At 62.5% G+C, this 23720-nt stretch carries 20 protein-coding genes and 1 CRISPR repeat array; of the genes, 5 read left to right on the forward strand and 15 right to left on the reverse strand.

Features of this window, described 5'->3' with window-relative positions:
• The first annotated feature begins 6 nt into the window (after positions 1-6).
• A CRISPR array of direct repeats spans positions 7-296; the repeat unit is 30 nt; unit sequence GCTTCAACCCCACGAGGGTTCGTCTGAAAC.
• Between the two features lie 104 nt (positions 297-400).
• The 9 genes from cas2 to BLW38_RS14355 form a co-directional block, all read right to left on the reverse strand.
• A complete protein-coding gene (gene cas2 / locus BLW38_RS14315) occupies positions 401-661 on the reverse strand; it encodes a CRISPR-associated endonuclease Cas2 (protein ID WP_092817877.1) in 261 nt (86 codons plus the stop codon).
• A 1-nt stretch (position 662) separates the two neighbouring features.
• Positions 663-1658: a type I-B CRISPR-associated endonuclease Cas1b gene (gene cas1b, locus BLW38_RS14320; protein ID WP_092817878.1), complete on the reverse strand. Its 996-nt coding sequence runs from the start codon at positions 1656-1658 to the stop codon at positions 663-665.
• A gap of 2 nt (positions 1659-1660) precedes the next feature.
• Positions 1661-2209, reverse strand: a complete 549-nt coding sequence (locus tag BLW38_RS14325; RefSeq protein WP_092817879.1) for a CRISPR-associated protein Cas4 — start codon at positions 2207-2209, stop codon at positions 1661-1663.
• The gene (locus BLW38_RS14330) at positions 2206-4839 is read right to left on the reverse strand and encodes a CRISPR-associated endonuclease Cas3'' (protein WP_092817880.1); all 2634 of its coding nucleotides are present in this window, start codon (positions 4837-4839) and stop codon (positions 2206-2208) included. The genes BLW38_RS14325 and BLW38_RS14330 overlap by 4 nt, the downstream gene beginning before the upstream one ends.
• A complete protein-coding gene (cas5b, locus tag BLW38_RS14335; RefSeq protein ID WP_092817881.1) occupies positions 4839-5636 on the reverse strand; it encodes a type I-B CRISPR-associated protein Cas5b in 798 nt (265 codons plus the stop codon). The genes BLW38_RS14330 and cas5b overlap by 1 nt, the downstream gene beginning before the upstream one ends.
• 2 nt (positions 5637-5638) lie before the next feature.
• Positions 5639-6721, reverse strand: coding sequence for a type I-B CRISPR-associated protein Cas7/Csh2 (gene cas7b / locus BLW38_RS14340; RefSeq protein WP_092817882.1), 1083 nt, complete (start codon positions 6719-6721; stop codon positions 5639-5641).
• Position 6722: 1 nt separating this feature from the next.
• Positions 6723-8879: a type I-B CRISPR-associated protein Cas8b/Csh1 gene (gene cas8b / locus BLW38_RS14345; RefSeq protein WP_092817883.1), complete on the reverse strand. Its 2157-nt coding sequence runs from the start codon at positions 8877-8879 to the stop codon at positions 6723-6725.
• 396 nt (positions 8880-9275) lie between these two features.
• Positions 9276-10058 (reverse strand): CRISPR-associated endoribonuclease Cas6, encoded by a 783-nt coding sequence (gene cas6 / locus BLW38_RS14350; protein WP_092817884.1) that lies wholly within the window; start codon positions 10056-10058, stop codon positions 9276-9278.
• A gap of 344 nt (positions 10059-10402) precedes the next feature.
• Entirely contained in the window at positions 10403-12649 is a 2247-nt protein-coding gene (locus BLW38_RS14355; protein WP_092817885.1) for a PAS domain S-box protein, read from the reverse strand.
• A gap of 243 nt (positions 12650-12892) precedes the next feature.
• Between BLW38_RS14355 and BLW38_RS14360 the strand changes: the two genes are divergently transcribed.
• Positions 12893-13564, forward strand: a complete 672-nt coding sequence (locus tag BLW38_RS14360; protein WP_092817886.1) for a MogA/MoaB family molybdenum cofactor biosynthesis protein — start codon at positions 12893-12895, stop codon at positions 13562-13564.
• 70 nt (positions 13565-13634) lie between these two features.
• Here the strand turns inward: BLW38_RS14360 and BLW38_RS14365 are convergent, their stop codons facing one another.
• Both BLW38_RS14365 and BLW38_RS14370 read right to left on the reverse strand, forming a co-directional pair.
• Entirely contained in the window at positions 13635-14099 is a 465-nt protein-coding gene (locus tag BLW38_RS14365; RefSeq protein ID WP_092817887.1) for a hypothetical protein, read from the reverse strand.
• Positions 14099-14686, reverse strand: coding sequence for a DUF2240 family protein (locus BLW38_RS14370; protein ID WP_092817888.1), 588 nt, complete (start codon positions 14684-14686; stop codon positions 14099-14101). The genes BLW38_RS14365 and BLW38_RS14370 overlap by 1 nt, the downstream gene beginning before the upstream one ends.
• 156 nt (positions 14687-14842) lie before the next feature.
• Between BLW38_RS14370 and BLW38_RS14375 the strand changes: the two genes are divergently transcribed.
• The 4 genes from BLW38_RS14375 to ilvD all read left to right on the forward strand — a co-directional run bounded on the left by BLW38_RS14375 (position 14843) and on the right by ilvD (position 18269).
• The gene (locus tag BLW38_RS14375) at positions 14843-15217 is read left to right on the forward strand and encodes a 30S ribosomal protein S8e (protein WP_092817889.1); all 375 of its coding nucleotides are present in this window, start codon (positions 14843-14845) and stop codon (positions 15215-15217) included.
• 212 nt (positions 15218-15429) lie between these two features.
• Positions 15430-15681, forward strand: a complete 252-nt coding sequence (gene purS / locus BLW38_RS14380) for a phosphoribosylformylglycinamidine synthase subunit PurS (RefSeq protein ID WP_092817895.1) — start codon at positions 15430-15432, stop codon at positions 15679-15681.
• Positions 15678-16355, forward strand: coding sequence for a phosphoribosylformylglycinamidine synthase I (purQ, locus tag BLW38_RS14385; protein ID WP_092817890.1), 678 nt, complete (start codon positions 15678-15680; stop codon positions 16353-16355). Before purS ends, purQ begins: the two co-directional genes overlap by 4 nt.
• Before the next feature lie 111 nt (positions 16356-16466).
• The gene (gene ilvD, locus BLW38_RS14390; RefSeq protein ID WP_092817891.1) at positions 16467-18269 is read left to right on the forward strand and encodes a dihydroxy-acid dehydratase; all 1803 of its coding nucleotides are present in this window, start codon (positions 16467-16469) and stop codon (positions 18267-18269) included.
• 9 nt (positions 18270-18278) lie between these two features.
• Here ilvD and BLW38_RS14395 read toward each other — a convergent pair whose 3' ends face one another.
• The 4 genes from BLW38_RS14395 to BLW38_RS14410 all read right to left on the reverse strand — a co-directional run bounded on the left by BLW38_RS14395 (position 18279) and on the right by BLW38_RS14410 (position 23428).
• Positions 18279-19082, reverse strand: coding sequence for a DUF2391 domain-containing protein (locus BLW38_RS14395; protein WP_245710246.1), 804 nt, complete (start codon positions 19080-19082; stop codon positions 18279-18281).
• A 39-nt stretch (positions 19083-19121) separates the two neighbouring features.
• The gene (locus tag BLW38_RS14400; RefSeq protein WP_092817892.1) at positions 19122-21584 is read right to left on the reverse strand and encodes a hybrid sensor histidine kinase/response regulator; all 2463 of its coding nucleotides are present in this window, start codon (positions 21582-21584) and stop codon (positions 19122-19124) included.
• A gap of 675 nt (positions 21585-22259) precedes the next feature.
• Positions 22260-22880, reverse strand: coding sequence for a GNAT family N-acetyltransferase (locus tag BLW38_RS14405; protein ID WP_092817893.1), 621 nt, complete (start codon positions 22878-22880; stop codon positions 22260-22262).
• Between the two features lie 278 nt (positions 22881-23158).
• The gene (locus tag BLW38_RS14410; RefSeq protein WP_092817894.1) at positions 23159-23428 is read right to left on the reverse strand and encodes a DUF7571 family protein; all 270 of its coding nucleotides are present in this window, start codon (positions 23426-23428) and stop codon (positions 23159-23161) included.
• Positions 23429-23720: the final 292 nt, after the last annotated feature.

Consider the following 23720-nt stretch of genomic DNA (forward strand, 5'->3'; position numbering starts at 1 on the left):
CGCTCGGCTTCAACCCCACGAGGGTTCGTCTGAAACGGAACTGAACGCGTGTCTCTGCGGTTCCTGCTTTCGGCTTCAACCCCACGAGGGTTCGTCTGAAACGACTCTGCCTCACCGCAAAACGGGACGATCATCTCCGCTTCAACCCCACGAGGGTTCGTCTGAAACTCGTGCCTCAGTTCCGCGGCCTGGTCATCTTCGCTTCAACCCCACGAGGGTTCGTCTGAAACGTTTAGTTAGTTATCTGATAGTCTGCGACACCGAGTGCTTCAACCCCACGAGGGTTCGTCTGAAACCATGCCCGATTTCCGGAGCATACGACCACTAACGTGTGGATACAGTAAAGCGCTTCCGTCAACCCTCAATAGGTCGCGTCCCCCGTGGGGGTCGACGGAAGTGGCTATAGAAACCGCTGGTCTTCGGTCGGATCGTCTCCATACACTGTCCGATTCAGGAGTGTATCGGAGGATAACTCATAGATGATCGTTGATTCGCTGGGGTTTAGCAGGTCATCGACCTCGTTTTTCAACGTAGCCAGATCGCCTTCTGAGATTTCGCCTTCGAGTACTGAGTTCTGGACGTGGGTCAAGTACCGCCGACCGAGTTTGAGAGCCTTCTGCGTACGGTCGGCCTCCAAATCGTAGACCATCACAACGTACATATTACCACCACCGTTGGAACGGATCGTATTCCTCACCGGTGAGTAGGTGTTTCTTCAGCTTGTAGGCTTCGAGCCGCATAAGGTATTGATAGCTGACCTTCCGGTCCAGCGATGGATGTTCGACAGTTCGTTCCAGTGTTTCCTCGAATGCCTTCGTGTACGTTTTTCGCCCGGACTCGTTCAGCAGACAGGAGCCCAGTTCCGTCTCGAAATCGGTATCCGAAATCTGGTTTCGGTTCACCAGCCGGAACAGGACTCGATCAGCAAGCACCGGTTTGAACAGGTCGGCAATATCGAGCGACAACGAGTACCGTCGCTCGCCCGGCTCGTGGAGATAGCTGATCGTCGGATCAAGCGCAGTCGCTCGAATCGCCGAGATGCAGTTAGCATAGACCAGCGAATTACCGAACGAAATGAGACTGTTGATCTCGTTAGGTGGTGGGTTGTACTCCCGTCGGTTGAGCTGGAACTCGCCTGGAAGGATCTCGTTGAAGCTCCGGTAGTAGGCTTTTCTCGCCGTCGCTTCGACACCCAGTAATTCCTCGATAGGAAGTGATTCATCGACACGTGCGGCCGCCGCTTCCAGATCCTCAATGATGTCGTCAAGATCACAGTCCCGGCCGTTGTAGTAGACGACATTCGTTCGCATATTGTGGATGCTCCCTCTCACAATCGCGGCGGCGAGCTGTCGCCGATGCTCGCTATCCTCGTAGGCGCGCACTTGGTTGACGACGGTCTTCCCCGAGGTTTGCCCGCGTTTCGGCATCACTGAACCCGAGTAGTAATCCTCCCAGCCGAAGACGTGGAGTGCGACCGTCCGGTCGTTGAGAAACGACATCAGCCGCGTGTTGAAATCGATCTGGCCGTGCAGGAAGAACGCCTCGGCGTTCTCGATCGGGATGTACTTTTTCTCGCTCCCGTCGTCGGGAACGAGTCTGAGCGTGTCGTCGCTTCGTTCGAGTCGACCGTCGGAAAAGACGTGGTAGTTTCGATCCATAATTAACACCAACAGAAGTCGTGATACGCACACGAGTCACAGAACGGTTTCTCCTCGGCCGGTGGCGGCGAGGGCTGTTCGATGACGCCGTGAATCCCGCGGATCGCCGTTTCGACTTTTTCGATCCGGTCGTCGGTCAGGTTGACGGGCTCGCGTTTGCGTTCTCGGGGATGGGCCAGGACGCCATCCCGTTGGATGTCAGCCACACGGTCGAGATACCAGAGGTAGTACGACAGCTGCATCTCGGCCGGCTCGGTCAGCGTCGAGGAGGGCTTTACTTCGACGACACGGCCGTCATCGAGGAGATCGAGTGAGATCATCCCGAGGTGGAGGTTCTCCCGTTTGTCGCTGTAGGCCGTGTCGTCGACGCGCGTGCCGCGAACGACGGTCGGGTTCTCGCGGTCGATTTCGAGGTTCCGGCTCTCGAACCAGAGTTCGCGCTTGCAGACGTAGTAGTACTGCATCATGACGCCCGTGACGCGAAACGGCTCGTCGACCGGCTCGCCGCGAGCGGTTGCCAGCAGGCGGTCGACTGGGTCGGTGGTGGTCATATGATCCGTCTCTCCGCGGTACTGTCCGGAATAACGAAGCCAGTGTTCTGATCGAAATACTGGCTCAATCCGTGTTCACGGACATCGAGACACAGTACATCCGTATCCTCGTGGATCCGATTTAGCTGTCCGATTTTTTCTTTCTTATCGGATTCTTCGTGGTAGATCGGTATCGACACGCGTAGTTCTTTGAGTTCATCCATCAATCGACGGACGCGATTGAACTCGTACTGCTTCCACGCGTCGCGTACCTGTTCTACCTGCTCCCGTTCGGCAGTAGTTCGACAAATGATGATGTCCACTGCGTTTCGCTGATCGATCAGCGATAGATCTCTCAGTTTGTCTCCGCGTAAATCGTCGACATACTCGACGTATTCCTGTTTCCCGACGTTCTTGTCGGTGTGTAGTCGTCGATAATATTCTGTGACCGCTGTGCGGGCAACCGCTGTCTCCGAAAGGGGTGTATCAGCTTCACGGACAGAATCCAGCGTTTCGGCTGCAACAGGAAGCAGTGTCGCTCCGCGATTATAGACTGCTTCTGCCGGCGTTTTTTTCTGCTCCTCCGGAACATCGAGCCACCAGATGACGACCCGCCCTTGTTCTCGTTCAAACGACCGATTACAGCGACCGGCCGCTTGGACGATACTGTCGATTGGGGCCAAGTCGCGGTAGACGCGGTCGAAGCTGATGTCAACACCGGCCTCAATGAGTTGCGTTGAGACTGTGATGAGACCGTGTTCGTCGTCGGTGAGTTCTTTCGCCGTTTCGATAAGTTTGAGCCGATCTAGCGGACGGAGGCGCGTCGAGAGGTGGAGTATCGATGCATCGCTTTGGTTTTTGATACGAATAGCGAGTGCCTCCGGATCGATGTCAGCTGTCGTATCGGCAGCATCGAGTTCGTCGGCATAGACATTCCCAACACTCAGGAGCGAACGTCGGGAACCAGTGAGTTCGTCAAAGAGTGCGCGCGCACTGTCGATTGTGTTGCAGACGGCAAGCGTTGACGCTCCAGCATCGACCGCACTGAGCAGTTCGGCCCCTGCGTCGGGGTATGCTTTCGGCTCGGATTGGGTTTCGATATACCGTTCGGCCGATGCATCGAGTTCGTACTGAACGCGTTCGGTCGCCTCGAAGTATACATCCGGATCATCGACCAGTTCGCTTACGTTGTCTATTCGCTCGGTTGCTGCATCGAACAGCTGTGGCTGCGTGGCGGTCATAGCGATCACCGTTGCGTTGTACTGCTCGGTCAGAATTGTAACGAGGCGAGGGACGAGCTTCCACCAGTCAAGTGGCAGACTCTGTGGTTCATCGAGGATCACAACGCTGTCACGAAGTGCGGAGATCTTCATCGACTGCTTGTTGGCTGGGCCAGCAAGGCTTTCGAATAGCTGCACGAACGTCGTCACGGTAAGCCCCGCACGCCAACTTTCAGCGAGCATCCCGGCCACGTCGTCGTTCCTGTCTGCCTTATCGGCGTCTACGTCGTCTTCGTCGACGATTTTGGTTTCCGAGAGGTGGTGGTGAGCCGTCAGTAATCGACCGGGGGTGTCAGTCTCGTAGATTTCTTCGACCTCATCGACCACCTGATCGATGATACTGGTAAACGGCAACGCGTAGACGATACGCTCGCCGCCGCGTTCATCACGGATCGTCTGTGCGGCCGACAGCCCGGAGAGTGTTTTTCCCATACCGGTTGGTAGTGTGAGCGTCGCTACACCGCCGCCCTCCTCGGCAAACTCCTCCGCGTTCCCTATGACAGCTGATCGTGCGCGCGATCGATAGTGGTTCAATCGTTCTGTTCTGGAGCCATCCGGATCAGCAGGCGACGACGATTCGATATCGTCAACGTACTCGTCTAATACCTGCATCGATGGCCGTTCTGCTTTGTAGGGTGCCCCCGAGCTAGTATCCTCGCTGCGGCTTGCTGCACTCGTCTTATCCGCAAGCACGAGCGATCCCCAGCATTCGAGAACCAGTCCATAACAGGAGTCGGACAGCGAGTCTCGACTGATTGTCGTCCCGCTTTCCGTGGCAACAGCAGCGGTAATCTCGTCGAGAAGTCCCTTGTATGAATGCCGAAACCCGTCCCACGACCCGTGGCTATCAGTTGCATCGTTCAAAATATCGGCCGCAAGCCCGGAGACATGTTCGTCGATGTCGTTCAACTGCATAGCGATTGCTGCCTGTTGCTGTTCGGCGCTGGTCTGGGCATCCCCCGTTGAATTCTCCGAGTTGTACGCACGGTCGTAGATGTACTGAGTCACATCCGGAAGCCGACCGTGGTGTTTGGCAACCGCGACGAAGCCGGCCAGACTGGTCTCAGTTTCAAATCCCTGTGCGTCGAGAACGTAATACGCTGCGAACGAGCCGATTGGAGCATGGTACCGACACGGCTTGTACTCTGGCTCGGTGTTGTGTCGAAGATACTCCTGAAAGAACGTCGTCGCTTTCCCGAAGTCGTGAACGTAGGCGAGCGTCTCGACGACTCGCTGTAGTGACTCACCTTCGGGTGTCGTCGCCCTGTCGGGAACGATTTCGTTGGCCCGTCGAGCGACATCATCCAGATGATCACGGAGATAAACACCCTTATGACCGTCTTCGGGTGGATGGGAGTACCGAATAGACATCAGACGAACACCACGGTTCGGCCGTCGACACTGGCTGCCGTAGTGTTTCTCACTTCAAGGACGTCTGCGTCGGGATTATATGCGTAGTTAGTGAATCCGGTTGTTGTGCGACCGCCCGAGTCAGCTTTCATAAACGCTGGCGATTCTTCGATCTGACAGCGTGTCCCTGCATCAAGAACGACATCGTCGACTGCATTCGGTACGGCCGAATCGACTTCGATAGTATCGTTCTGAGGGCTCTCCTCAATATCGAATTCCCCGTGATACTCGATATCGGCGATATACTCGGAGAGACCGAGACTCGGTACGTAGTGGGATTCGCCTGCAGCAAGCGTCTCCCGCAGTTCGGAATACCACTGATCATCGGCGAGTGCGACATCGATACGGTAGGCCGGGTCGACTAGTACCTCGTAGTTGTGCTGCTGCCGGAGGGTCGTTGGATCTGGTAGTTTGACGCTGATTTTTCCGCGCCCATTGAGTGACTGTAGGTTTCCAGCAGCAGTCGAGAGCGTGTTCATCGGTATGTTGATCGTCCGGATCTCACGAACAGGCTCAATTGCGACTGCCGACTTATCGGGCGCGAACAGGTCGTAGTAGCCATCCCGTTCGATTCCAAGGACTGCTGCGAGAAGCCCAGCAACGGTCGTTCGGGGGATAATTCGATAGGTCTGTTTGACGATGTTTCCTTCGATCCGCCGGAAGTGTCCCCACGGCCCGCGGACGGTAAACGAGAGACAACGATCCGGCTGATCACTGCCTGCGTCGGCCGTCCACCCGTCCAGCGATTGTTGCGACATCGTTACGCGGTGGTATCGTCATTCGGGAGTGTCGCAGTCTGTTCGTCATAGACCTCAATTTTTTCGACGGCATCCGCTCCGATAGCGTCCTCAAGGGCATCGTGAAGTATCGCTGACCCACCGAGTTCGCCATCATATGTGAGTTGTAACACGTCGCTGGTAACGACACGAACCCGTTCGATTCTATTACTCGCCCCATCCAGTCGGTCTACGAGCCCTGTCACGTCTAGTGTGAGGTCACGAACCGTTCGGAGTTCTTCATCGGGTTTTGAATGCTCATCGTCGAGTTCAAGATCTCGGTCGAGACCGCCAAGGTGGAAACTCTCGTCGGCGTACTCGACACGGCAGTAGAGTCGCGGTTCCTGCCCCACTTTGCTCCGGCTGATAGTTTGATTCTTGATTGCGCGCCAGCACAGCGTATCGAGCCGTTTGACATCCGCTTCGGTGAGGTTTGTGTCTGCCGCACCGTGTTCGTCGACGAGTCCGTGGAACCGGATCAGCCCGTACTGAATCCGGTGATCGTCGAGATCGAACCCGCCCTGCTGTTTGTTCTCCTGTGTGGCGATCACGCTCGTTAGGCTATCGTATTCCTCGTTTTCGTTGACGGCGTGCATCGATTTGCCAGGCGAGAACTGAACGGGGCCGGTGAAGTGATCGGGTAGGTGCTTGGCATATACTTCGTCGGTATCCACCGACATCGTCGCTCCGAAGTATCGTACGTCGACGCTTTCGTTCAGGAACTCGCCGAACACGGCGTCACGAAACTTGTCGACTTCCTCGTCGTCGTCGAGATCATAGTCATCGGGATCGACTTCCTTGAGCCGATCTTCGAGGAGCTGACCGCGCGTGTACTGGTCGCCGTCCTCCTGCACGTTTCGAATGTAGACGCCGTGACCGTCGTCGTCGAGTTGATCACGGAGATACCGTTTTAGTCGAACGTCGGTGACGATCGCTTGCTGAGTCTGAGGATCGATTCGCGGCCGATTGGCACCCGATAGTGGATTGCCGTTCGGATTGGCGTCGACGGCATCGTACAGGAAAACGATCTCTGAGCGGTTCGTCACGGAATCCGATGTGTCGGACATATTAGTGTTCCTCCTCGGTTTCGTCGGCATCGGTTTCGTCTCGATTCCACGGGTGATCGTTCATTCCGTACGTCACGCCAAGGGCGTAGTAGAATCGAAGATCGTCGGTCTCGATCTCCCAATCCTCGGGATCGGGACTGAGGATCGTCTCACGAAGCCGGTCGACGATGTGATCGGCCTTCGTTCCCGGATATCCTCCCTGCTGTTTCTTTTCCTGACGCGTGTAGGTCAGCGTCTTGGCGACCGTCTCCTGAGTCACCTTCTTGATTCGGGATCGGGTAATCGACTTGACCGGGTACTGATCGACGAGTGTGGTCGATCGATCCTCGCTGTACTCCTGATAGCTTCCGATGTCGCCGACGAGCGCGCCGAGCAGGAACGCCCCGCGGCGTTGGCTCGTCACGGAATCCGGGTCGTCGTCGTGGGCTGGCGACAGTGCGGGCGTTTCGTTGATGAACGATTCGAGTTTTGTTGCGGCGGGATGGCCCCCGTCCGCGATCGGGATCTCATCTAGCGTTGGCATAATGTATCTATCATAGGTTGGTTCGTGTGTAATCGGATCGTTACTCGGATCGGTCGGTTTCAATAGCTGAAGGCCGTTGTCGGCCAGTGCACAGAGTTGGGCGAACTGGCTGGCGACCAAAAATGACGGGAAGCCCTCGTGCTCGTCGTCATCGGTCTGCTCGTCAACGATCCGGTCTACGTACTCTTCGAGGAGCAAGTCTACCGCAATCGGCTCGCCACTCAGGACGCTTACGAGTGCCTTAATCCGTGGATCGTCCGCATCGGCTTCGTCATCGTCGCGTTCAGCGAACGTCTGATAGAAGTACCAGCCTGTCGAGACGGCGTGCAACTGCTCGTCGCTCGTTGAGAGCAGCCCCCACTTCTCGTTCGTTGGAAGCGGTGCAGTCCATTCTGCTTCGGGTTCCTTATTGAATGCCGAGACACTTTCCACAAGGCGATTGTGAGTAAACGCGAGTTCCTTCGGGTAGTGAAGTCGACCGTTCAGCGTTTCGCCGAACACGTCGTATCGGGACATCTGGTGCGGCATAACCGCCGAGATATAGAAACGAAGGTCTCGGGTGTTGAGATCGGTACCCCGTTCATTTTTGTAGGCATCTTCGATTGGTGTCGTGTCATCGTTTTCGGTTGCGTGGTAGAGCAGCTCATACAGCCGATGTACCTTGTGGGGAGTCAGTCGGCCGAACACGTAGGGCAGATAGTACACTTTTGAACCGAATGTCCGGTAGGTACAGGCTTCGACAAACGTCCCGGCGTTCATAACGGTAATTGCGGCGTCCTCCGAAATCGGATGTGAGCGCCACGCTTCTTCGATGTCGAGTCCAGGGAACTTTTCGAGCTGCTTGCCGAGGAAGTAGTTCTGTGGGTCCTCGGAGGTCCCGACGGTCCGAGCGGGCAAGCCCGTAACGAGGTCGGTCGCGTCTCCTGACGAGTCGTCAGCCTTGTTCTTCGTGACGAGCTTCGAGAGCTTCCGCTGGCGCATCGCCTCGTTGAATACATCGAGATCACCGGGCCAGTGGTAGTCTCCGTTCGACTCGGTTTTCACTTGGACCGTTAACAACGATGTGGCCGATTCGCCGCCGAGCTTCCGCGTGATCGTCTCCTCGATCGTTTCGAGTGCTGACTCGCTTTCACCGAGTTCAGCTAGTCGGTTGATGATCCAGCCGTCAGCGTGGTCATCGGCAGCCTCAGCGACTACATCATCGGTTCCCCATCGTGTCAGTCGCTCCTTCGCGTAGCGTGCCAGTTTCTCTGGCTTGCTATTTCGCCCCGACTGATGCGTTATACTGTGATCAATCCCTGCCGCTGCCGAGAATTTACAATGCCCCACTTTCTGAATCAGATCCTCTGTGTACCTCGTCACCTGAACGGGGCCGATATCATCGTCGGCTAACTGTGGCTCGTCACTGGATATGTCAATCCGAACGACGATCAGGCTGTCATCGGTATCGACGAGCTCGCCGGCCGCGTCAGGTGTGAGATACGGAGCGTACTCGCCGCCACCAGTCGTGGCGAGCGTGTAGAGCTTACCGTAGAGGTACTGGAGATCTCGAAGTGACCCGATTGGCGAATCTGGCAACTCATTGGCTAATTGGCTTTTACCATACTCTTTGCGAAATTTCTCAGGTTTCAACATTGCTTATTTTTGCTTTGTATTTGGCAGTCAACTGATCTATAAACATCTGTATTATCGCATTGTATATAAACTTTTACTATAGAACAGGGGAAGTAGAGTTAATCTTGGTGATAGTCAGAACAATAGATACAGGGGAAATTTTTTGTGTGTAGCCGCTAGACAGATCTACAAGATGGGTGATCACATGAGAAGATAATACTCTGGCTGGCACATATCCCTGAAAACAATTATGCCAGCCATAGTGAGGAGTCTGGTAGAACTCCCTCAGACATAAATATATTCCAGAGCAATGTAACCTTACTGGGTTAGGGACGTTCCAGATGAACAACTGTTGGGTTGAAGCCCCTGTGCTATTGTTCCTACCCCAGTTCATTTTCACGATATCCTTCTGTTGAGTCAGTATAGCTGCGTTTTATCCGTGAGATTCACGAACCCCAGCCCCAGCGAGTTCCGTTCGCCGAGCCCGCAGTCCAACGCGAGGTTGAGATGCCGGCGGTGGTGGTCGTCACGCACGGTGTACTCGAACTTCCACTTGCTCAGAACGTAGGTCATCTCTTGCCCCTCAGTGACGGTCACCGGGACGGCGAACGTCTTGATGAGTTCGTAGCCATCGAACAGATCGCCGTCGACGTCGCTCGGTCCCGGCAGATAGTCGTGGGCGAAACGGTCGTGTTTCTGATCGAGGTTGGCCTCCAGCTGCGTGCGGAGCGGTTCCATCGAGTGCTCGGGACGCCAGAAGACGGCGGTGTCGCCGCCGGGGTGGTCGATACCGTACTTCTCGCAGCGCCACGGCGGAATCCGAACCAAGAGTCCAGTTCCGGTTTCGATCGTCCCACGCGTACCCGGTTCGCCGACATCGGGTTCGAGCGAAGTCACGTCATCGACGTGGAACGGCATCTCACCGATGTTCAACTCCCGTTCGTCTTTCAGGTCGGCAGCCACGTGAGCGAGTAACTCTTCGTGGGGCGAGGCCACGAGCAGGGTTCGTTCATCGCCTTCTTTCATATTCCTTGGCGGGAACGGGTTCGAATAGGTGAACCCCTTCGGTCGATTCTCGTCGTGTATAGCGTCGTATTGCGTCCCTTCGAGAGCGTTCCAAATTCGTCCGCGAAGCTTGTGGTGATAGGTGTTATCGTAAGCAGTATCGACGCGTGCGCTGAGTCGCGCTAATATACGCAAGAAGACATCACCTCTGTCTCCTCCTCGTTAATAATTCCATAACAAATGACAGTTATCAGGATGATACATAAATGTAATCACATCCCTGTGAAAGTAAATATTCAGACAGGAGTTATAACCCGGCTCTCATCCACATTATGTAGTAGAGAGTACAAAACCTGTGTTATGGTATCGGTATACTACCAGGATGCGTACTCCGAGATCCGAATACTATACTGTAGGGATGATCCCTGATTTGACCGAAAAATCGGTCGTCCTGATGGATCTCCCAAACGCCTTTATTTACGATCTCCGACTGCACCCTACGCGAGACGCCCACCGTTCCCACTCCGGCCACGACCCACCTATTCGGCCGCGAACTCGACGCCGGTGAACTCGAACCGCGCGCCGCCGTCGGACCCGCTGGTCACGGTGACGTCCCACCCGTGGGCCTCGGCGATCCGCTGCACGATGCTCAAGCCGAAGCCGGTTCCCTCGGCGTTCGTCGAATACCCGGCCTCGAACACGGCCGCGGCGTCGTCGTCGGGAATCCCCGGGCCGTCGTCCGCGACGAAGAACCCGTCCTCCAGGCCGCCGACCGTCACGGTGACGTCGGGGCCGCCGTGTTCGACGGCGTCCCCGCAAGCGTGCGAGCGGGGGCTCGTTGAGCTGTGCTCAACGGCGTTTCGGATGAGGTTCTCGAACAGCTGTCTGAGCCGGGTCTCGTCGGCCACCACGGTGCGGTCGTCCGCGACGACCAGCGTGGCGTCGGCCGTCTCGACGGTCTCCCAACACGCCTCGACCACGGCCGCGAGATCGACCGCGTCGGTCTCCGCGACGGCCTCGCCCTGCCGGGCCAGCGTGAGCAGGTCCTCGATGAGCGCCTCCATCCGGTCGTGGGCTCGCTGGACCGCCTCGAGGTGCGGGCTCTCGCAGTCCTCGCGCGCCAGCTCGAGGTGCCCCATCGCGACGTTCAGGGGGTTTCGCAGGTCGTGTGAGACGATGCTCGCGAACTCCTCGAGGCGTTCGTTGGCCCGCTTTACCGTTTCCCGCTCGGTCACGTCGATGTACATCGCCAGCGTGCCCCCGACCTCGCCGTCGGCGTCCTTTTGCGGGACCGCCCGCAACCGGGTCTCGATCACGTTCCCGTCGGCGGCCACCAGATCGCGGGATTCGTTGGTGAACGCGCCGTTCAGGGCGTCCTCGTAGCCGCCGTCGTCGATCAGCGCCCGCTCGGAGTCGGTCGTGTAGCACTCCGCGAGGTCGGTGCCGACGAGCGCGTCCGGCTCGACCCCGAGCGTGTCCGCGAACTGGTTGTTACAGTCCTCGATGATCGGCCGGCCGTCCTCCGCTCGCGTGACGACCGCCATCACCGGCGCCTCTTCGAACAGCGTCCGATACTGCTCCTCGAGCCGGGTCGTCAGATCTTCCAGCTCCTGGGTCTTTCGCTCGAGTTCCTGGGTCTTCCGCTCCAGCTCCCGTTGGTCCCGCTTGGCGTCGTCGACGTCGAGATGGATCCCGACGGCGCGAATCGGCTCGCCGTCGGCGTCCCGCTCGACGATCCGGCCGAGATCCCGGATCCACTTCCACTCGCCGTCGGCGGTTCGCATCCGGTGTGTGGTGTCGTAGTGGTCCGTCTCCCCGTTCCGGTGTGCGTCGAGCGCGTCGGTGACCGCGTCGATGTCGTCCGGATGGACGCGCGTCTCCCACGTGTCGAGGTGTGGCTCGAGGTCGTCGAGATCGTAGCCGAGCATCTCGGCCCACTGGTCGTTGAACTCGACCGCGTCGGTCCGCATGTCCCAGTCCCAGACGCCGAGGGTCGCCCCTTCGACCGCGAGCTCGAGCCGGTTCTTGAGCGACCGGATCTCCCGGAGCTGCTGCTTTCGCTCGGTGATGTCCCGCGAGATGACCACGAACCGGTCGCCGTCGTTCACGTGCAGCCGGGTCAGGTGCACCTCGACGGGGAACCGCGTCCCGTCTCCGGTCTCGAAGACCGTTTCGACCTCGGTTCGCTCGCCGACGTCCATTCGCTCCCAGATCGCCCGCAGCTCGTCCGGCTCGATCTCCTGGTCGATCTCCCAGACCTTGCGCCCGACGATCTCCGCCTTCGGTTGGTCGAACGCCGCACAGAACTGCCGGTTCACGTCGACGATGGTCCCGTCGGCGGTATGGATGTCGATCATATCGGGGGAGTTCTCGAAGAGCGCCTCGAAGCTGGCCGTGGTCCGTTCGAGGCGTTCCTCACGCGCCTTGGCCTCGGTGACGTCACTTATGCGGACGATGTACCCGCCGATCGTCGTCGCCCGCTGGGTGCGTCCCCGCGCCTCGAGCCATATCCACGACCCGTCCGCGTGGCGGAACCGAAACTCGGCGGTGACGACCGTTTCCGTCTCGAACTCAAGCACGTCGGCGAACGCCTCGCGGACCCGCTCCCGGTCTTTGGGGTGAACGTGTTCGAACACGTGGTCCCCCGTCCGCTCCTCGGGCGCATACCCGGTGAGACGCTGTACGGCCGGGCTTTCATACAGGATCTCGCCCGACACGTCCACGACCAGGATCCCGTCCGCGAGGGTCCGAACGAGCTCCTGATATTGGTCTCTTGTCAGTTCCATTATCCCGACGTATTGCTAACAACCGGTTAAGAAGTCTTGCATTGGCCGAGTCTCCCGCTCGACCGGTGGTGGCTGATCGACTCCCAACTCCAGTCGGCAAACGAGATGGCTGCTGCCGGCGACACGGACCCCGTTCGATTTGCCGCTGCTCGAGACCGACTGCGGGATACGTAGCCGGAACTGGACGCTCCGGTCGCAGCATCGAAACGGCACGTTTTCCGTCTCCCCATCCAACCGACGTCCATGACCGATCACTCCGACGACCCCGATTCCCACGACCACTCCAGCGATCATCACGGACACTCCGACGCTCACGACGACCACGCTCACGACGACCACGACCATCACGCGCACGACCTCGATCACCTCGGCGTCGCCGTCGTCACGGTCTCGAGCTCGCGGTCGATGGACGAGGACGCGACCGGCGATCGCCTCGTGAGCACGCTCGAGGAGGCGGGCCACGACGTGTCGGTTCGGGAGCTGATCCCGGACGACTTCGACCGGGTGCAGGGGACGGTCGACCGGCTCGTCGAGCGTGGCGACGTCGACGCCGTCATCACGTCCGGCGGGACCGGCGCCACCCCGGACGACGTCACGCCCGAGGCGGTCCGCCCGCTCTTCGAGAAGGCCCTGCCGGGCTTCGGGGAGACGTTCCGGCGGCTCTCGTTCGCCGAGATCGGCACGAAGACGATCGGTTCGCGGGCGACCGCCGGGATCGCCGACGGCATCCCGGTGTTCTGCCTGCCGGGATCGACCGGCGCCGTCGTCCTCGGCCTCGAGGACGTGATCCTCCCGGAGGTCGGTCATCTGGCGGGGCTCGCGCGGCGGGACGCCGACGAGGGAGAGGTGAACGAGGGGAAAGGGGACGCCGAGGAAGGAGACGCCGAGGAGGACGCTGAGGCGAACGGGAACTGACTCGAGGAACACCGATCGGTGACGGGACGTGATTCCGCGATCGCCGCTCCCTGCGCCCGCTTGCCCGCCGTTAGTCCGACTCGCTGGCGGCGTCGAGGGCTGGCCGCACACGTTTGACCGCCGCGCCGTCCTCGAGGAAGACGATCGTCCGGGGCGGCCGGACCGACTTCGGGCGGACGCGCAGGTCGGCGGCCTCGGCGGCCTCGGCGACTGCATCGACGCCGACGCGGAACTCGAGGCGGACGCGATCGGGCTGGACGAACGCCTCGGCGATCGTCGTGGTGTCGTCGATCGCGTCCGCCGTCGCCGACTCCTCGTCGACGTCCGGGGCGGGCTCGCACCTCTCCGGACCGTCCGCCGCGTCCGCCTCGCGCACGCGAACGATCCGGTAGGCGAGCGCGCCGTCGAGGGTCGGCTCGACGTCGGGGTCGGCGTCGGTGACCTGGAGGTCGCGCAGTCGCCCCGCGTCGCCGCTGATCTCGGAGGCCAGCAGCTGGGCGATCCGGACGCCGTCCTGCAGGCGGTCGTCGACCATCAGGCGGCCTCCCCGGCGGCCGGGTCCTCGTCGCGAGGGCTCTCGTCGTCGGCTTCGGCGTCGTCCGCATCGGCATCGTCGGCCTCGGTGGCATCGTCATCGTCCGCCTCGCTGACGTCCGCATCGGCGTCGACGCCCTTACCGGCCAGCAGGTCCTCCCGGACCGCGCCCGCGAGCGGACCGACGTCGACCCCTTGTTCGTTGGCGTACAGCACCGCCGCGGCCTCGATCGTGATCTCGAGGCCGCGCTGGCGCTCGTTGATCGCGGCGACGGCGGTCCGCTTGTCAACGCCGGCGTCGACGACCGCATCGAGGGCGCGCTCGAAGGTCGACTGTTCCCGGAGGATCGACTCGTCTGGGGTGAATCCCTCCGGCACGTCCACGGCGTCCGGATCGAAGGCGGGGACCAGCTCGTCGTCCTCCCGGTCGAGCAGCCCGCGCCCGGTGGCGACGTCGACGAGGCGTTTCGCCTGGTCGGGCGAGAACCAGTCGCGATCCAGCGAGAGGGCGACGACGAACTCGCCCTCGCCGAGTCGGTCCCGTCCCTGCTGGCGGAACGGCGCCGCGACGGCGGTCCGAAGACTCATACACGGCCGGGGGCGAGCCACGCCGGTAAAGCTACCGAACCGGGACGCTCCCGGCGCCTGTGGGCGCCGGAGTTGCTGACCGGCGCTTCAAACGGCCGTCAGCGACGACGCCCCCGAGTCGAACGGTTCAAGTATTCGCTCGGCGTTCCTGGGCGTATGAAGGACCAGGGACGCTCCACGCGGAAGCGAACGGGCGGTCGACTGCGACCCTCACACGACAAGAAGCGCCACCAGCTCGGCCGCGAGGCCGCCGAGACGACCGTCGGCGAGCCCCGCTTCCAGTACATCGACGCGCGCGGCACCGAGGAGAAGGTTCGCGCCCTCTCGACGAACGTCGCGCAGGTCTCCGTCGACGGCGAGACGGTCTCGGCCGAGATCGAGAACGTCGTCGAGAACCCCTCGAACGTGAACTACGTGCGCCGAAACATCCTCACCAAGGGTGCCATCATCGAGACGAGCGAGGGCCGCGCCCGCGTCACCTCCCGACCGGGCCAGACCGGCCTCGTCAACGCGGTCGCCGTCGACGAGTAACGCGACCGTACCTGCGACGCCGTATTCCCGACGATCGCCCCCACGAGCTGTTGCGCCGCCGATCCGAATGGGCAATCGATCCGAATGGGCTACCGGCCCGGGCGGGCCGACGCGCCGGCTCCGTCGTGATCCGCCGGTCCGGTCTATCCACGAACGTGGATATGGTCGTCGTTCCAAAACCGTTTTTGCACACGACTTCGCAGTATCCGGTGATGACCGCCTACACTGCGACCGTCACCGTCCGGCTCAAGCGGGGCGTGCTCGACCCCGAGGCCGAGACGACGAAGCGGGCGCTCGAACGGCTCGGCTTCGACCTCGAGGACCTCCGGTCGGCAGACCGGTTCGAGATCGACCTCGAGGCCGATGACGCCGACGACGCCGCCGAGCGGGCCGGCGAGATGGCCGAGCGTCTGCTGGCGAACCCGACCATTCACGACTACGAGGTCACGGTCGACCAGCGATGACCGTCACCGTCCTGCAGTTCGGCGGCTCGAACTGCGACCGGGACGCCGTCCGGGCGCTCGAACATCTCGGGATCGACGCCGAGCGCCGCTGGCACGCGGACGGCCTCCCCGCCGAGACCGACGGGATCGTCATTCCGGGCGGGTTCTCCTATGGCGACTACCTCCGCGCCGGCGCGATGGCCGCCCGCGCGCCCGTGATGGCGGAGGTTCGCGCGGCCGCAGCCGACGGAACGCCCGTTCTCGGCGTCTGCAACGGCGCCCAGATCGGCGCCGAGGCGTCGCTCGTCGCTGGCGCGTTCACCACCAACGAGAGCGCGCGCTTCCAGTGTGAGCCCGTTCACCTCCGCGTCGAGCGCGCGGACACGCCCTGGACTGCCGCCTACGACGTGGGCGACGTGATCCGGGTGCCGATCGCTCACGGCGAGGGCCGCTTCGAGATCGACGCGGACGCCTACGAGACGCTCGAGGCGGACGGCCGGATCCTCTTCCGGTACTGTGACGCCGACGGCGACGTCACCGACGCGGCCAACCCCAACGGCTCGACCGGAAACGTCGCCGGCATCCTCGGCGAGCGCGAGACGACCGCCGTGTTGATGCCCCACCCCGAACGTGCCACGCTGCCCGACGTCGCCGCGAGCACGGACGGACAGGGGGTTCTGCGGGCCTTCGCCTAGATCGGGCGTTCCTCGAGGGGCGTCGGTAGCCATCGCGACCGTCACCGGCCACACCGGACGGGAACCGGTTCGACGTTAACTGTTTAAACGACCCGACCGCTACCTCACTGTATGAGCGACCAGCAGGGGGGCGCCACGCCCGCCGCCGATGACGCTGCTGCCGAGGATCAGCACCGCCGTGAGGACGCCGACCGGTTCGCGGGCCGGAAGGACGAGGACCTCCGCAGCCGGGACGTGACCGAGGGGGCTGACAAGGCCCCGCATCGGTCGATGTTTCGCGCGATGGGCTTCGACGACGAGGACCTCTCCTCGCCGCTGGTCGGGGTTGCGAACCCGGCGGCGGACATCACTCCGTGTAACGTCCACCTCGACGACGTCGCGGACGCGGCGGTCGACGGGATCGACGCGGCCGACGGGATGCCCATCGAGTTCGGCACGATCACCATCTCCGACGCCATCTCGATGGGGACCGAGGGGATGAAGGCCTCGCTCATCTCCCGGGAGGTCATCGCCGACTCCGTCGAGCTCGTCTCCTTCGGCGAGCGGATGGACGGCCTCGTGACCGTCGCGGGCTGTGACAAGAACCTCCCCGGGATGATGATGGCGGCCATCCGGACGGACCTCCCCTCCGTATTCCTGTACGGCGGCTCGATCATGCCCGGCCAGCACGAGGGGCGCGACGTCACGATCGTCCAGGTGTTCGAGGGCGTCGGCGCGTACGCGCAGGGCGATATGGACGCCGACGAGCTCAACGACCTCGAGCGCAACGCCTGTCCGGGCGCCGGCTCCTGTGGCGGGATGTACACGGCCAACACGATGGCCTCGATCTCCGAGGCGCTCGGGATGGCGCCGCTGGGGTCGGCCTCGGCGCCCGCCGAGGTCGACGAACGCTACGAGGTTGCCGAGCGCGCCGGCGATCTGGCGCTCGACTGCATCGAGAACGACCGCCGGCCCTCCGACATCCTGACCCGGAAGTCCTTCGAGAACGCGATCGCGCTCCAGACGGCGATCGGGGGCTCGACCAACGGCGTGCTTCACCTGCTCGCGCTGGCCGCCGAGGCCGGCGTCGACCTCGACATCGAGGACTTCGACGAGATCTCCCGCCGCACCCCGAAGATCGCGGACATGCAGCCGGGCGGCCAGAGCGTGATGAACGACCTTCACGAGATCGGCGGCGTCCCGGTCGTGATCCGCCGGCTGCTCGAGGCCGGACTGTTCCACGGCGACCAGCTCACCGTCACGGGGCGAACGATCGCCGAGGAACTCGATCGGCTCGACCTCCCCGACGAGGAGGCGATCGACGCCGACTTCCTCTACACGGTCGACGAGCCCAAACAGCCCGAGGGCGCCATCAAGATCCTGACGGGGAACCTCGCGCCGGAGGGCGCGGTTCTGAAGGCGACCGGCCAGGACGAGTTCTACCACCAGGGTCCCGCGCGGGTCTTCGAGAACGAGGAGGACGCCATGGAGTACGTCCAATCCGGTGCGATCGACTCCGGCGACGTCATCATCATCCGCAACGAGGGGCCACGCGGCGGGCCCGGAATGCGCGAGATGCTCGGCGTCACCGCCGCCGTCGTCGGCGCGGGCCACGAGGACGACGTCGCGCTGCTCACCGACGGCCGGTTCTCCGGCGGCACCCGCGGTCCGATGATCGGTCACGTCGCCCCGGAGGCTGCCGAGGGCGGTCCGATCGGCCTGATCGAGGACGGCGACGAGATCACCGTCGACATTCCCGAACGCGAGCTCTCCGTCGACCTCTCGGACGACGAACTGGCCAGCCGCCGCGGGGAGTGGGAACCGCCGGAGCCGCCCTACACCGGCGGCGTGCTCGCGAAGTACCACCGCGATTTCGCCTCCGCGTCCCTTGGCGCGGTGACGAACCCCGGCCTCACGCCCGACCGGCGGGAGTGAATCCGGGCGTCAATCGTCGTCGAACAGATCGTTGATGTCCTCGCCCTTGCTCTCGCCCGGCAGGATGTCGCCGAGCGCTGCCCCCAGCGCGGCGGGCGCCCAGACGACGCACACCCGGGCGAGCGCCTCGAAGCGGGTCGGGTCGTCGATCGTGAGCCGGCCCCACAGGGCCAGCATTCCGAACGCGCCCAGAAAGGAGACGAGCAGGACGCCGAGATAGCGCCGGGGAATGATCCCGAACAGCGGTCGCGTGACGCGAACCTCGCGGATGTCGGCGTAATACAGCAGCCCGCCGGTCAGTCCCAGGACGAACAGGACGTGCGCAAGGAAGACGACCGGGATCGGCCCGACTCGGACCGTCGTGAACCACTCCGCGATCAGGAAGATACCGTCCTCGACGAGGAACGGGAGCGCGAAGATGACGCTTCCGACGAGCGCCTCGGCCATATCTCGCGAGGTGTATTTATAAATGTGTTCGGTGAAAGCGGTGCTGCCCGGCATCCGCTGGACCAGCGAGATCGTCTCCTGGACCCGGTGGCGCTCGTGGGGCTCGTCGACCGTCTCCGAGAGTTCGTCGAGCCGGTCGAGCAGGTCCTCGATGTCGGGGTTCTCCTCGGAGTCGCCCCCGTTTCTGGGGTCTCCGCCCCGCTCGTCGCGTCGGTCGGCGGCGTCGACCGACTCGGTGGTCGACCCGTCAGATCCGTCCTCGTTCGATCGGATCGGTTGCTCGTCCTCGGTCGCTCCCGAATCCGAATCCGGATCCGGATCGACGTCCTCGCCATCGGCGGCCATATCCGTTCTCTCGACGGGCATCCGCAAAAACCCACCCACCGTCAGCCCTCGTGGACGTCGTCACTTCTCGCCGAACTCGACGCCCGTGATCTCGAACCGGGCACCGCCGGCGTCGCTTTCGGTCACGTCGACGTCCCAGCCGTGGGCAGCGGCGTACTTCTCGACGATGGCGAGTCCGAACCCGGTCCCGTCGTCAGCCCCCGAGTAGCCGTACTCGAAGACGCGGTCGCGCTCCTCCGGGGGGATCCCCGGGCCGTCGTCGGCCACGTACAGCCCCGTCCCGTCCGGGAGCTCCCCGACGGTGATCGTCACGTCGGTGCCGCCGGGTTCGACGGCGTCCTTGCGAGCGTCAGCGAGGGAGGGCTCGTCGGAGCTTGCTCCGACGGCGTCCCCGCGAGGGTTCGAGCGGGGGCTGGTCGAGCTGTGCTCGTCGGCGTCCCCGCGAGGGTTCGAGCGGGGGCTGGTCGAGCCATGTTCGACCGCGTTGGTGAGGAGGTTCTCGAACACCTGCCGGAGGAGTCCCTCGTCTGCCCGGATCGGTCGGTCGACGTCGACGACGAGCGTGGCGTCGGCAGTCGTCACCGTCCGCCAGCACGCCCGGGCGACGGTTGCCACGTCGACCGTTTTGATGTCGACGTCGGCGGCGTCCTCCCGGGCGAGCGTCAGGAGGTCAGCGATCAGCGCCTCCATCCGGTCGAGCGCTCGCTGGACGTCTTCGAGGTGGTCGCTGTCGCACTCGTCGGCGGCGAGCTCCACGCGCCCCTGCGCGACGTTGAGCGGGTTCCGGAGGTCGTGGGAGGCGATGCTCGTGAACTCCTCCAGGCGCTCGTTCTTCTCGACGAGCTCCCGTTCGCGTGCCCGAAGCGTCTCGGTCCGATCGACCTGCTCGAGGGCGGTCGCGACGTTCCCGGCGAGGATCTCCCCGAGCACGACGTCCTGTTCCGTGAAGTCGTCGACCGTCTCGGAGCCGGCCACGAGGACGCCGTGCTCGGCGAGCGGGAGGTACACCTCGCTGCGCAGGTCGGTGTCCGGGTCGTAGACGTCCGGGTCATCGCGGACGTCCGGGATCGACAGCGGCTCGCCCGACTCGTAGGCTCGCCAGGCGATGGCCTCGCCCGCGGTGAACGTCGGCGGTTCGCCGACGAGATCGCGGATCGCGTCGGTGGCGGCGACCGGGGGCAGCTCGCTTCCGCCGGCGTCGACGAGGTGGATCGCACATCCCTCGAGTCCGATCACGTCCCTGGCGGCGGCGACGCCGATCTCGGCGACCGCCTCGCGGGTGCGGGCGCCCATCAGTCGCTGGGTCGTCTCGTTGAGCGCGGCGAGGCGGCGTTCGTGGCGCTCGCGCTCGGTCACGTCGCGGTACGTCCAGAGGTGGCCGCTGCCGTCCGGCAGGTCGATCGGGCGGTAGCTCCGGGCGACGGTTCGCCCGTCGGCCAGTTCGATCGGCTCCTCGGTGACCGGCTCGCCGTCGGCGATCCGCCGGTCGATCCCCGCGAGGAATTCGGCCGGATCGGCGAAGCGGTCGCTGACCGACTCCGCAAGCTCTACGCAGTCGGCGCCGGCCGCGGACGACGGCGATCCGGGCATCCCGAACAGGTCGAAGATCCGTTCGTTGGCCGCCAGGACTTCGCGATCGATCGTCTCGGCCAGGACGCCGACCGGCAGCGTGTCGAACAGCGTTGAGAGGACGGCGTTGGTCTCCTCGAGTTCGCGCCGCTGGTGCCGTTGGTCGGTGACGTCCTCGAACTGTGAGACGATCGTGATCACGCTCCCGTCGGCGCCGGTGACCACGCGGTTGTGCCACGAGCAGAGCCGGCGCTCGCCGTCGGCGGTGACGATCTCGTTCACGCTGTGGTAGCCGCCCTTGTCCGCGAGCAACTGGCGTTCGACCTCGGCGACGTGTCGCTGAAGTTCCGGAGGAACGATCGGCATCCACGTGCCGCCGACCAGGTCGGACTCGTCGTAGCCGGTTATCGACTCGGCGGTCCCGTTGACCCGACGGATCGTGAACGTCTCGTCGTAGACGATCGTCCCGAGCGGCGACTGATCGATGAACCGCGAGAGGCGACGTTGGCTCTCCGCAAGCGCCCGCCGGGAGCGATGCTGATCGACGACGTTCTCGATGCGGTTCGCGAGCACGGTGTACTGGTCGATCCCGGTTTCCTTCTGGATGTAGTCGGTCACGCCCGCCGAGATCGCCTCGCTCGCGATCTCCTCGGATCCCTTGCCGGTAAAGAGTATGAAGGGAACGTCCGAGTCGATCGCCCGGACGCGTTCGAGGAATCGCAACCCGGTCTCCGCCGGCATATCGTAATCGGAGACGACACAGTCGATCGTCCCCTCACGGACGTGTTCGAGCCCCGCGGTCGTGTCCGTCTCGGTGATGACCGTGAACGCGTCGTCCTCGCGTTCCACCGCGAGCGCCGTCAACTCGGCGACGTCGGCGTCGTCATCGACGTGGAGGACCCGGATCTCCGCAGGCGGATCAGCCGTCGGGTATCCGTCCGTGTGCTCCGACATAACTTCTCGACGTACGGCGGCGATCCACGTATAAGTTGGCGTCCGACCGTCTCGGAACCGAGACGGCGATCGCTTGCTCGGCGTCAGAGGCGTCGATCGGCTCTCCAGTCGGGGACGTGAGGCGGCCGTGGATCCGTGGAGCCGGTCTGTGGGGGGCCGGTTGCGGGAAACTGGTCAGCGAGGAGCCGGTCTGCCTGTGAACGGTCTCCAACACCCCTCACCCGACGTGCCGTCGAGTACAATCCGGGCAGAGCGTTCCGCGTTCGCTCTGGGCCGGGATCGAGGCGCCGCAGCGCCAGCAGGTCGACCGTGCGATCGTGTACTCGGTGGACGATTCGATCGATACGCGTGTATCGTTATTTCGCATAGAGTGTTTGAACGCACGGATATATTAAAAACTTCTGTACAATCGGGTGTAAATACCTTATATCGATACTGGTTCTGGATCTACGTCTGGCTGGTGGTGATCGAACGACCGTATGATGGGGCGTTCGCTGCGACGTTCGTCTGGGTTGCGACTCACGGACGAGATCCGTCCGGGTGGGGTATGAAACACCGGTGGCAGGACGGTCGATCGGGAATCGATCGGCCTTCCAGAACCCCCGATCGATTCCCGATCGACTTGGGAGGAGAGGATCTAGAGACGTACGACGCGGTGGACCGGGTCGCAACCGGTCAGCCGGTCGGCGGCGCCGCGAGTGAGCGTCGCATCCGGAGTTCGATCGCTCGGGTATCCACGGCAGTGAAGCCGTATTTTCGGTAGAGCGCCACCGCCGCGTCGTTCGAGCGTTCGACGTGTAGTTGGACCTCGTCGGCGTCCGAGTCGGCACCGTGATCGAGCAGGACGCCGAGCGTCTCGGTCCCGATCCGTGCGCCCTGGTAGTCCGGATGGACGAAGATCGCGAGCTCGACCGCGTCCGTGCTCGTGCCCGTGCCCGCGTCAGCGTCGGCGTCGTTCGTCTCACCGTCTTCGTCCTCGCCCGTCCCGCCGTCGATCGGCACGAGAACGGCGTGCCCGACCGGATCGTCCCCGTGTTCGGCGACGACGTGGATGCCCGTCAGGCCGGTGAGCCACTCACGGATCCGGTCGGTGCCGATCGGCGGGATGCCCTGGGCGCGGTCCGTGGCCCCGAAGTCGGCGTACATCCCGACGAGCGCGTCGACGTCGGGCGGAGTACCCTCGATGGTCCGGAGCCGTATCAGTCGGTCGCGTCGATCGGTGAACTGTACGGGTGACTCGGTACTGATGTGACCGATCGGCGTGTCGGACGCGGTATATGGTTCAGATCTCGACATTGTTAGTCCAATTCGATCGACGAACTCGCCACGTAAAAGGGTTGATTCGTACGTATATATACAATAAAGGGAGTTTAACCCTGGATCAGGGGATGTGATCGACGAGCGTGGGGCGACGCCCCGTGATCGACGGTCCGGCAGCCGTGATCACGATCGTCGCGGGAGCGATCCGGCAGGATCGACGATCGATTCCGCGATCCGCAACCGGGAATCCCGTCGGTGTCGTCTGACGATATCCGGTGGGACGTCGAAATATACCGATCCGGTCGCAGTCCCCGTTACGTGGAGACGGGACCGCGCATCCAGCCGGGGTCGTGTCCGGTGCGAGCGATGAGGTCGGATCGGCACGCGGGGCAGTAGTCGGGGGTGTCGGATTCGCTTCGGGGAACGTAGACCGCGCCGCCACACTTCACGCAGGCCGCGTCGACGATGGTCACACAGTCCGCACAGACGTTGAACTCGTCCACCGTGAGATCGCGCAGGGGTTCGAGCTGTTTGTCCAGGAGATACTCGTCGATGACCGTCTGGCAGTTGTGGCACGGTTTCATGGCGATGCACGGTAGACCTGGTGACCCCCCCATAAATATCTGCCTCCGCGATCGGTCCTGGTCGATCGCCGATCGATCGCTGCTCACTCCCGATTGCTTGCCCGCGATCGACTCCCGCTCCCCGACCGTGAACGCCCGATCCCGGATGTAACCCGTCGACCGTGCCGTCGATCGGGGGCATTTTATAAATGGCGGGCCGTGGTACCGCGACCCTCGCAACCCTTATCCGGCAACGGGGTGTATGTTTGGTTGCAATGGCAAACGGTAAGGTTGACTTCTTCAACGACACTGG

The organism is Halopenitus malekzadehii (assembly GCF_900108505.1).
Classification (GTDB): domain Archaea; phylum Halobacteriota; class Halobacteria; order Halobacteriales; family Haloferacaceae; genus Halopenitus; species Halopenitus malekzadehii.

Coding starts and splice junctions, on each gene's coding strand:
- purS (WP_092817895.1), top strand. CDS start 15,430: ATGACCGCCTACACTGCGACCGTCACCGTCCGGCTCAAGCGGGGCGTG.
- cas2 (WP_092817877.1), bottom strand. CDS start 661: ATGTACGTTGTGATGGTCTACGATTTGGAGGCCGACCGTACGCAGAAG.
- BLW38_RS14405 (WP_092817893.1), bottom strand. CDS start 22,880: ATGTCGAGATCTGAACCATATACCGCGTCCGACACGCCGATCGGTCAC.
- purQ (WP_092817890.1), top strand. CDS start 15,678: ATGACCGTCACCGTCCTGCAGTTCGGCGGCTCGAACTGCGACCGGGAC.
- BLW38_RS14365 (WP_092817887.1), bottom strand. CDS start 14,099: ATGGTCGACGACCGCCTGCAGGACGGCGTCCGGATCGCCCAGCTGCTG.
- BLW38_RS14330 (WP_092817880.1), bottom strand. CDS start 4,839: ATGTCTATTCGGTACTCCCATCCACCCGAAGACGGTCATAAGGGTGTT.
- BLW38_RS14370 (WP_092817888.1), bottom strand. CDS start 14,686: ATGAGTCTTCGGACCGCCGTCGCGGCGCCGTTCCGCCAGCAGGGACGG.
- BLW38_RS14355 (WP_092817885.1), bottom strand. CDS start 12,649: ATGGAACTGACAAGAGACCAATATCAGGAGCTCGTTCGGACCCTCGCG.
- BLW38_RS14360 (WP_092817886.1), top strand. CDS start 12,893: ATGACCGATCACTCCGACGACCCCGATTCCCACGACCACTCCAGCGAT.
- BLW38_RS14400 (WP_092817892.1), bottom strand. CDS start 21,584: ATGTCGGAGCACACGGACGGATACCCGACGGCTGATCCGCCTGCGGAG.
- BLW38_RS14325 (WP_092817879.1), bottom strand. CDS start 2,209: ATGACCACCACCGACCCAGTCGACCGCCTGCTGGCAACCGCTCGCGGC.
- BLW38_RS14395 (WP_245710246.1), bottom strand. CDS start 19,082: ATGCCCGTCGAGAGAACGGATATGGCCGCCGATGGCGAGGACGTCGAT.
- cas7b (WP_092817882.1), bottom strand. CDS start 6,721: ATGTCCGACACATCGGATTCCGTGACGAACCGCTCAGAGATCGTTTTC.
- cas1b (WP_092817878.1), bottom strand. CDS start 1,658: ATGGATCGAAACTACCACGTCTTTTCCGACGGTCGACTCGAACGAAGC.
- BLW38_RS14375 (WP_092817889.1), top strand. CDS start 14,843: ATGAAGGACCAGGGACGCTCCACGCGGAAGCGAACGGGCGGTCGACTG.
- ilvD (WP_092817891.1), top strand. CDS start 16,467: ATGAGCGACCAGCAGGGGGGCGCCACGCCCGCCGCCGATGACGCTGCT.
- BLW38_RS14410 (WP_092817894.1), bottom strand. CDS start 23,428: ATGAAACCGTGCCACAACTGCCAGACGGTCATCGACGAGTATCTCCTG.
- cas5b (WP_092817881.1), bottom strand. CDS start 5,636: ATGTCGCAACAATCGCTGGACGGGTGGACGGCCGACGCAGGCAGTGAT.
- cas8b (WP_092817883.1), bottom strand. CDS start 8,879: ATGTTGAAACCTGAGAAATTTCGCAAAGAGTATGGTAAAAGCCAATTA.